2 protein-coding genes are annotated in these 10,294 nt (G+C 66.5%); both read right to left on the bottom strand.

Going from position 1 to position 10,294, the window contains the following annotated elements; all coding sequences use genetic code 11:
• On the bottom strand, nt 1-4,665 hold the full coding sequence (locus ABD05_RS30975; protein WP_047904003.1) for a condensation domain-containing protein: 4,665 nt from the start codon (nt 4,663-4,665) through the stop codon (nt 1-3).
• Nucleotides 4,662-10,271 (bottom strand): type I polyketide synthase, encoded by a 5,610-nt coding sequence (locus tag ABD05_RS35385; protein WP_082146300.1) that lies wholly within the window; start codon nt 10,269-10,271, stop codon nt 4,662-4,664. The genes ABD05_RS30975 and ABD05_RS35385 overlap by 4 nt, the downstream gene beginning before the upstream one ends.
• Between the last annotated feature and the right edge of the window lie 23 nt (nt 10,272-10,294).

The raw sequence follows: 10,294 nt of genomic DNA, 5'->3' as shown, positions 1-10,294 counted from the left end.
TCAGCGCTCGAGTGCGTCGATTTCATCCAGCAGCGCGTCCAGCGCGTGCTGGTCGACATCGAGTTGCGGAACGTCGTCAGGTGTCAATCCGCCGACCCCGTCGGCGCTGCAATGGCGAATGAGCATCGTCAGCGCTTCTTCGACGCGACTCATGAGGCAGCCGATGCTTTCGTCGACGCCCGGCACCCCGAAGAAGCTGGACTCCACGGTCAATCTGCCGCGCGACACGTACGCGACGATGTCCAACAGGTGCGTGCGCCGCTGGCGCGGGCTTCGAATGCCCGGCGCGGGTTCGGGCGCCCCGCCATAAAGCGACGACGGCCCTGACAATTGCTCCAGTTGACCGAGGTAGGTGAACAGGATCGGCGCCTGCGGAAACGCAACGAGCGAGTCGTCGCCGGCCCGAGGCGTCGGGTCGAGATAGCGCAGCACGCCATAGCTCGCGCCCTTCCGCGGTACCTCGCGCAGTCGAGCCTTGACCGACTTGATGAGCGCCGACGGGTCCGACGCGGCCGCCGGCACGTCGACCAGCACCGGGTAGATCGACGTGAACCAGCCGACGCTGCGGCTCAGGTCGATCGATTCGCCGAGCGCGTCCCGACCGTGCCCCTCGACGTCCAGCAGCAACGCATCGCAACCGCTCCACGCACGAAAACCCGCGTGGAGCGCTGCAATGAGCAGGTCATTCGCGTCGGTTCCATAGGCGCGCGGTGCAGTGGTTCGAAACGCGTGCGTCAGGTCGGCGTCGAGCGTAATCGCGCAACTGAGCGACGACTCCTGATACGCATGCTGAACGATCGGGGCAAGCCCGTGGCGCATCAGCGCGACCCGCTTCGGCCCGCTCAACACGTCGCGCACCTGTGCGTTCACGCTCCGCCAGTAGTTGCGATCGTCATCGAGCGCGTCGCTGCGCGCAAGCGCGATCCACTGGTCGACCCATGCCTTCACGGAACTCGTCTTCAGTGGCAACGCCGCTGCCGTGCGGTCGCGCAAGCGCAGATAGCAATCCGCCAGATCCTGCAGCAGGATGCTCCACGATACGCCGTCGATCGCCATGTGATGGACGACGATCAGCAGCCGGCTGCTCGACACGCTGGTGCTCTCGAGCCACCTGATTGCCATCAGTCTGCCGCTTTCGATGTCGAGACTGCCCTGTGCTGCGTCGATCGCATCGCGCCAGGCGCGTTCGCAATGCCGGCCGTCCGGATCGACGCATCGGACGACCGAGAAATCAGCCTCGTCCGACCCGTCGTCACCGGCAAACAGGTGATGCATTCCGTCGTCGCGCGCAACGAAGCGTGAACGCAGCACGTCGTGATGGCGCGCGACGACACGGATCGCCTCGGCCATGATGTTCGCGTCGGGCGCCTCGCCGAGCGGAACGAGCAACGCCTGGTTGAAGTGCGAACGATCGACGTCGACCCGCTCGACGAACCACTGCGCCGCGGGACCGAGTGCTGCCTCGCCGTGCACCGCCCCCTGATCGACATCGAGGCCCGGTGTCTCGCGCACCACCGTCGACAGGCTGGCCACGGTCGTATGCTGGAAGATGTCCTGCGGCTTCAGATACATCCCGTCGAGCGCCGCGCGAGATACGATGACTGCAGCGAGAATCGAATCACCGCCCAGTTCGAAAAAATCGTGGTCGACACCGACGGACGGTTGGCCGAGCACATCGGCCCAGATCGCGGCGAGTTTGCGTTCGATGTCGGTCGACGCAAGACGTACGGCCGTCTCGCTTGCGCTTGGCAGCGGGAGCCGGTCCGCGTCGAGTGCACCGCATGCGTCGAGCGGCAGGCGATCGAGCACCATGATCGCGTCCGGGTGCATCGAGTCGGGTAAAACCTGCTTCAATGCCGAACGAACGGCATTCTCGAGTACACCCGCATCCAGGTCGCTGCCGTCCGCGACGACGTACGCGACCAGCATTTCCTGCGTGTCCCGGATGACGCACGCGCATACTGCGGCGGCAACACCGGGAACGGCCGAGATGGTCTGCTCGACCGTGCCGATCTCGATCGGTACGGGCCGGTGACGAGCGACGCGCAACGAAGGGTCCGCACACAGCACATCGCCGTCACGGCGCACGACTGCAACGCCGGTCGATATGAGCGTCCTGTCCCGGTATGCTGTCTCGAGCGGGATCACCGCGTCCGACGTGCCGTCAAGGAAATGCAGTTTCCCGGCCTGTCGATCGTCGGCGAAGCTTCGAGACGATCCGAGCACGAGCGCTACGCGTCCCGGATACGACGGTGCCAGAAGCCGCCAGCCATTTCGCGCCGCAACGAACGCGCACATCGCCGGAAAGATTTCCGCGCAGCGCAGCGGCACGAAGGTTGCCGCCGCCGGGGCACGATCCGTGTCGACGAGCGCCGTCAACGCATGCGGATGCTCACCATAAGCGACAAGCGCGCGTGCCCGCACGACGCCGGCGGCGTCGGCGTGCCGTAACAGAAGAGACGGCATGATCAACGCGGGGCCGTCTGCGAGCAAATGGTCGAGCTCGGCACGCGCGATTTCCGTGTATACAGGGTCGTCGGAGGCGAGCGCACCGATCGAAGCCCGCTCGGACAAGCGTGCCATGCCGCCCGCAAGCACGACTTGAGCGAGCGTCGCCGCCGCGAGCACGTCCTGAGTACCGTGCAGGACCAGCGCAGTCGTGTCGGCGTCCAGATGCAGCAATTGGCCGACGTAATCGAGCAGCGGTTCGACCGCCGCCGCCTCGTCCGCGGCCATGCGATCGTCCGGCGCGGTGGCGTGATGTACCCGCACCACGTCGATAGCGCCAATGTTCCAGCCGGACCACGCGTCACCGCGCCCCCGACACACCGCGTCGGCATTTCCGTCGGTGGTGTCGCGCGATACGACGTAGCGCGCGCCGACGGCACGGATCGCAAGCAGCACGACTGCACGCTCGGCGACGCTTTCCAGGCGAACTGCCACGCACTTGCCGACACCGATCCCGAGCGCGTCGAATTGCGCACGCACAGCGCGTACCGCGCCGTACACGTCACCGCAGGAGATCGTCCGGTCGTCGAATTCCCATGCACCGCGCGACGTATCCCGCAGCGTATCGAAATCGGCGACCGTCGCGTGGCGCGCGAACGCATGCGCAGCGGCGATGCGGCTTTGCGCATCGTCGGCCGGTGCAACCGCGAGTCCGTACTGGTTCAGGCGTCGGGTCGCGTCAACCACCACCTGCTCGACGAGGTGTTTGTACTGGTTCGCGAACCGATCGATTGTCGTGTCGTCGAACAGATCCGTATTGAACGTCCACGCGGTCGAATATTCGTCGCCGAGATCCTGGACGTTGAGCGTCAGGTCGTGCGTCGCGCCGCGCGTACCCGTGCTCGACGCGGCGAGGCGCTCCCGATAGAACGGCACGTCCGCAGCGTTTTGCGCGGCGAAATCGCCGCGTGCCTGGTTCCAGTTGTACATCACCTGGTAGATCGGCGATCGGCTCGGATCGCGCGCCGGACGCAGCGCGTCGACCAGCATCGGGAACGGGTAGTCCTGATGATCGAGCACGCGTAGCATCATCTCGCGCGTGCGTCGCAGCAGGTCGTCGAACGAATCGTCGGGTTGCACCTCGCATGCGAGCACGACGGTGTTCACGAAATGACCGACCACGCCTTCACTGCCCTGCACGTTGCGCCCGGAAGTCGGTGCGCCGATCATCAGCCGCTCCTGTCCGGTATGCAGGTGCAGATGCAATTGGTAGACGGCAAGCAGCAACATGTACGGTGTCACGCGCAGCAGCCTGGCCGTGTCGCGTACCTGCTGCGACAGCGTCGCACCGAGCGGCCAGTCGTATACGCGACCGTGCTCCGTCTTGCGCGGTGGACGCAACCTGTCGGTCGCAAGATTCAGCACCGGAAATCCTTGCGCCAGCTCCCGGCGCCAGAACGCGGCGAGATGCTCGCCGTCGCTCCCGTCGAGCCGCGAGCGCTCGTGCTCGACGCAATCCTTGTACTGCAACGATAGACGCGGCAGCTTCAGCGGCTCGCCCGCGCGCGCGAGCCGGTACAGCGCGCGAAGCTCGCCGAGCAGGATTTCGAGCGACCAGAAATCGGCGGCAATATGGTGTACGTTCAACAGCAGAACGACGCGAATCGCGTTTGCACCGTCATGTTCGTTCAGGAGCAGCTTGAGCCGGATCGGCGACTGCGTCAGGTCGAACGGGCGGTTCGACTCGTCGTCGATCCACCGGCGGATGGCGGCTTCGTCCGCCGCAAACACGCGATCGACCGTGAACTGCGCGCGCGCGTCCGAACCGACCTGCTGTCGCGGCTCGCCATCGATCACACGGTACGCGGTGCGCAAAATCGGGTGACGGGCGATCAGATAGTCGACGCAGCGACGCAGTGTCGCCACCTCGACATCGTCGTCGATGCGGGTCGCGTACGTGACGTTGTACGCCGCACTTTCGGGATTGAGCTGATGCAGCGACCATAGCGACTTTTGCGCAAACGAAAGCGGATAGGTGCCTGCGGTGCCGGCAAACTGTTCGAGCAGCGCGACGAGCGTCGCCTTATGGGTCCTCAACTCGTCGACGAGCGACGGCGTGACGGCGCCCTTCGGCGCCTTGTACTGCAGCTTGCCATCCTGGGCCCAGAGCTCGATTCCCCGCCCGGCCAGTTCATTGATGAATTCGATCGAGCTCACAGCTCCCCTCCTTCCATTTCCAGGCCGAACGTCGCTTCGCGCGACACCACGTCAATCCGGTCTGCAGCGCGCGACGGCTGTGTCACCCCGGGTGCCTGCAACGCATCGCGATCGAGCATCGCCACGATGGTGCGCACGACGTCGTCGATGGTCGCGCCTTCCAGCAACCGCCCGAACGGAACATCGACACCCAGTTCGGTGCGCAACGCATTGCGGAATTCCGCGGCCATCAGCGAATCGAGCCCAAGCTCGATCAACGGGATATCAGGCGCGATTCGCGCGCTGGATGTGTGCAATGTCGTCGCGATTGCGTCGGTCATGTGTTCGCTCAGCAGTTGCATGCGTTCGTCGGCGGACAAGCCGTCCAGGCGCTCGCGCAATCGCGGGCCGGCACCGGATGTGCGGCTCGCCGGACTCGACGGTGTCGCAAGTTCCGACAACAACGCCGCCATCGCCCGACTCGGGCTACGTCTGATCAGCGTATCGACCTCGACGCTCCAGATCTGCGTCTGCCCGTCCGGTTCGGCGATCAGCGCATCGAGCACGCCCAGTGCGACGTCCGGATCGAGCGGGTTGAGGCCGAACGATGCGATACGGCGCAACTGGTGCGCGTCAAGCTGATCGACCATCCCGTTGCCGCCCCACAGGCCCCAGTTCATGGTGTGCCCGGGCAGGCCGTCGTCATTGCGCGAGGCCGTCAGCGCGTCCACGTATGCGTTCGCCGCTGCGTATGCACATTGCCCGGGAGAACCGATACAGGCCACGATCGACGAGAACGACACGAAGTGTCGCAGCGGTAGATGCGCGGTCGCGCGATGCAGGTTCAACGTCCCGGCGATTTTCGGTGCAAGTACCCGCATCACGTCGGACATCGGCTGGGTCGCGAGCAAGCCGTCGTCGAGCGTGCCCGCTGCATGCAGGACGCCGACGAGCGGATGCTTCGCATCGGCTTCGAGCGCATGGACGAGCGCGTCCACGTCAGCCGCCGCGGCGACATCGGCGGCCACGAACTCGATGATCGAACCGTGCGAGTCGGCGATGGAAACTAGCCGTGCGCGCTCGCTGTCTCCAGGCAACTGGCGGCTTGCGGACACGACTTTCGGTACGCCATTCCGGATCAGCCGCTCGATCACTTGCGTGCCGATCGCACCTCGCCCGCCCGTCACCAGATACGCGCCGCGCGCGAGCGCTTGCGCCGCGCCGACGTCGCGTTTGACGAGCCGCGGCACGTACACGACCTCGCCCCGCGACACGAACTGCGTCTCGCCAGCCACCGTGGCGCCCGCCAGCGCGGCAAGCGCGCTCGCGCACGACGCGGCATCCGGCCCTGGCAGATCGACCGCGAACACCGGAATTTCACCGCTTTCGTGCATGAGGCTGCGCGCGAGGCCCCATGCGGCTGCCTGAAAAGGAGACACGCGGCGGTCGACACCGGGTACGCGCTGTGCCGCCTGTGTCACGATGCATAAGGCGGGTGCGCCTGCCGGCCAATGGGTATTCTGCACTTCGCGCCAAACGCTGGCGAAGCGACGGTAAGCGGCGCCGACTCGAGCCAGTTCGTCGTCCGCGGTTGCAGTGTCGGACGACGGCCACGTATAGAGCAATACGGTTCGTCGTGCGTCCACGCATGCAAGAGCGTCGCTCAATGCAAGACGAATGCGCTGTGCGCCGGCGTCGCCGTCGAACATGTCGTCGGCCTGCATTGCCGCGACTGCACATGCGCCTCCCGCCGCTTCGCACGCTTGCGACAGCACCGCGTCCGACGCCGAATCGTTGCCGATCAGCACGACATCCATGGGAGCGCCGGTCGCTTCGTGTGTCGGTACCAGCGGCCGCCATTCGTGCCGGTGCACTGCAGCCGGCGGTGCAGCACGCTTGAATCGGCTCGGGTCGACCGCGAGCAACCGCAGTTCGGAGACGATTGCGACGCAGCGACCGTCGTCGTCATACAGCCAGAGATCAGCCGTAGCGAGATTTCGCTGCACCCGTGCGCGCACGGCGCACCACACGGTCCGCACGCCCCGCATCGGCATGCACGCGATCCGTTCGATGCCGATCGGTACGAACGCGGTGTTCAGCTCCGCCTCCCACAGCGCGCCGGCAACGGCCTGAAACGCGTTGTCGAGCAGCGCCGGATGCACGAAGCGCTCGGTATCGTCGGTGCAGTCCGCGCCGATCTCGATTCGGGCCAGCGCAGCATCGCCGCCGCGCGACAGCGCGCGAATCGAACGAAACGCCCCACCATATTCGAGCCCGGTGGCGTGCAATCGCTCATAGAACCCGTCGACGGACACGGCGTCACGGCATTGCGCGCGCCAGTCGTCAAGCGGCGGCGCTTCGGGTACGCCGTGCATCGACCCGATCCGCCCCGCGCATTGCAAGATCCATTCAGGCTCGGGAGCCGCCGTGTCGTGACACGCATGAATCTCGATCCGGGCCCCTTCGTCGCTCGTATGCGCGGCACCGGTTCCGTGCACGACCGTGCCGAAGGTGACCGCTTTCCCCGCTTCCAGCATGAGCGCGTTGTCGAACGACACCGCGCTCGCGACTTGCCAGCGGTCGGTCGTGGCGTCCGGTGCAATGGCATTCCGCCGCGATGCGGCATCGAGCATGGCCTCGGCGAATCCTGCCGCCGGAAAAACGAGTGCTCCATGCAGAACATGTCCGCTCAGGAACGGCAGATGTTGATCGGACACCTCGCTCTCATAGCGACGATCGTCCGATGCAGGTATCGGGAGCAGGCGACCGAGCACGCCGTTACTTGCGTGCTTGCCTGCCGCGAGCGCGCTCGCCAGCAGCCTCGCCCGCTGCGCCGGCTCCCGGGAACCGACCCAATAACGGCTGGCTTCGAGCGGGTACGGCGGCAGCACGCCGCGGCGAGCGGGATTCGCCGAGGACGTCACGGCTCGAGAACGCTCGTAGGCGTGCCAGTCGACGCGACGGCCACCCATATAGACATGCGCCAAGGCACACAACAACTGCTCCGTCTCACGCCCGTCGCCGTGGATCGACGGCAACGCGACAACATCGCCATTGCCGGCCCGGGCCCCGGCGCATGCGGCGACGAGGCTCGAAAGCGTCTTGCCGGGCCCGATCTCGACGACCGTCGTCACCTTGTCATCGAGCAACGTGTCGACACCCGCGCGGAAGGCAACCGTTGCGCGGACATGCTCGACCCAATACGCCGGATCGCACACACGTTCGGTTTCGAAACGGCCGGTTACATTGGATACGATCGGAATGGCAGGCGCCCGATACTGCACTGTCGCAGCGATTGCGCCGAATTCGGCAAGCATCGGCTCCATCAGCGGCGAATGGAATGCGCGCGACGCCGCCAGCGCCTTCGTCGCGATTCCGCGCGCTGCAAACAGCCGTTCGAGCGCTTCGATTGCGTCCGGATCGCCGGACACGAGCACGCTCTCCGGCGCGTTGTCCGCGGCGATCGCGGCACGCCCCGGGAAGTCGCGCACGGCATCGGCGACCCGACTCACGTTCGCGAACACCGCGAGAGCGCGGCCAGGCGCGGTGAGCGTATCCATCAACCGACCGCGCGCCGTCACGAGACGACAGCCGTCCTCGATCGAAAACACGCCGGCGATACATGCCGCCGCGTACTCGCCGATGCTGTGGCCCATCACGACGTCAGGCACGACGCCCCAGTGCATCCACAAGCGCGCAAGGGCAACCTCGAGCGCGAACATCGCAGGCTGCGTATGGCGCGTTTCGTGGATCCTGTCCTGGTGATCGCCCCACAGCACGTCGACGAGCGACAGCTCGCCTTGCGCTTCGACGTGTGCGTCGCATGCGTCGAATACGTCGCGAAACGGCCCGAAGTCCCGATACAGTTGTCGAGCCATGCCCGCACGCTGCGCACCCTGCCCGGTGAACAGGAACGCGAGCTGGTCGCGGACGCCCGCGGGCGGCACGTGTCGCATGGAAGTTGCCCGCTCCGCTGCCGACAGTGCGTCGAGCAGCGCATCGCGCGAATCCGCGACGACCGCGACACGGTGCCGATGGCTGTCGCGCCTGGTGCGCAGCGCGCTCGCGACGGCATCCGGTGCAAGCGATGCGTCGGCGCGCACATGCGCCGCGCAGTCTCCGATCGCCTGCTTCAGCATCGGCGCCGTGTGTGCGGACAACGGCCAGATGTCGAAGCGCGCGTGCCCGGAGAGCGCGACGCTCGCGTCCGAATGCGCCGTGTGCTCGCCCTGCCACGCCTCGACGATCAGGTGCGCGTTCGTGCCGCTCATGCCGAACGAGCTGATCGCCGCGACCCTTCGGCCCGGTCGTGACGACGGCCATGCCGCATGCTCGGACGCGACGCGAATGCCATTGGTCTGCCAGTCGACGTGTGCGGTCGGCGTGTCGAAATGCAGGTGTCGCGGCAGTTCACCCTTCTGCAGCGCGCAAACGACCTTCATCAAACCGGCGACCGCAGCCGCAGACTCGAGGTGACCGATATTCGTCTTGATGCTGCCGACGTACAAATCCCGGGTGCGACTCGACCCGCGGCAATACACGTCCTCGAGCGCACGAAGCTCGATCGGATCGCCTAGCGGCGTACCCGTGCCGTGTGCCTCGACGTAATCGACGTCAGCCGGCGACACGCCGGCGCGCTCGAGCGCCTCGCGGATCACGTCCCGTTGCGCCCGTCCGTTCGGCGCGGTCATCCCGTTGCTGCGACCGTCGTGATTGACCGCGGAGCCGCGGATCACCGCGTGGATCGATCTGCCCTGCTCGCGCGCGTCGGACAGGCGCATCAGCGCGACGACACCGCAGCCCTCGCCGCGCACGTAGCCGTCGGCGGCCGCGTCGAACGTCCGGCAGCGCCCGCTTGGCGACAGTGCCTGAAGCTCGCTCAGCGCGATCGTCATCTCCGGCGACAGCATCAGGTTCACGCCGCCGGCGAATGCGACGTCGGACTCGCGGGTGCGCAGGCTGTGGCAGGCCAGATGGACGGCGACGAGCGACGACGAACAGGCGGTGTCGAGATGCAGCGCCGGGCCGTGAAAGCCGAACAGGTAGGAAATGCGGCCGGCCGCGAAGGGGCGCGCGGTGCCCAGCGACGTTTGCGCGTAGCTGAGCGCAGCGTCGGGCACGCCTTCGCTGACCCGTGCATAGTCGTCGACCGACGAACCGACAAATACACCGGTTCGGTACGGCGCGATCGTTTCTCGTGAAAAGCCGGCGTCCTCGAGTGCTCGCCACGTGCATTCGAGCAGCAGACGCTGCTGCGGATCGATGTGCGGCGCTTCGCGGTCCGACACGCCGAAGAACGCCGCGTCGAAACGATCGACGTCGCCGATGAAACCGCCGTGCCGGCTGTAGCTCGTGTCGCGGCGGCCCGGTCGAGGGTCGTAGACGGCATCCGTCCAGCGATCGGCCGGCACGGGGCCCACGGCGTCGGTCCCTGCCGCGAGCATGGACCAGAGCGCGTCGGCGGAATCCGCGCCGCCGGGAAGACGGCAGCCCATGCCGACGATCGCGATCGGCTCGTTCATCGCGTCACGCGCGTCGGCCAGCTCGCGCCGCAACGCGTCGATCTTCAGCAACGCTTGCTTCACGGGCGTGAGGGACGCCGAGGGCGCCTGATTAGACTCATTCATGTGTACGACTCCAGACGTTCGCG

Source organism: Burkholderia pyrrocinia (assembly GCF_001028665.1).
In the GTDB taxonomy this organism is placed as follows: Bacteria; Pseudomonadota; Gammaproteobacteria; order Burkholderiales; family Burkholderiaceae; genus Burkholderia; species Burkholderia pyrrocinia.
Note: the sequence above shows the minus strand (reverse complement) of the source record. Positions and strands in the feature narration are given on the sequence as shown.

What these genes read in the sequence shown, in the direction of transcription:
- ABD05_RS35385 (WP_082146300.1), bottom strand. Translation starts at nt 10,271, where the DNA reads ATGAATGAGTCTAATCAGGCGCCCTCGGCGTCCCTCACGCCCGTGAAG.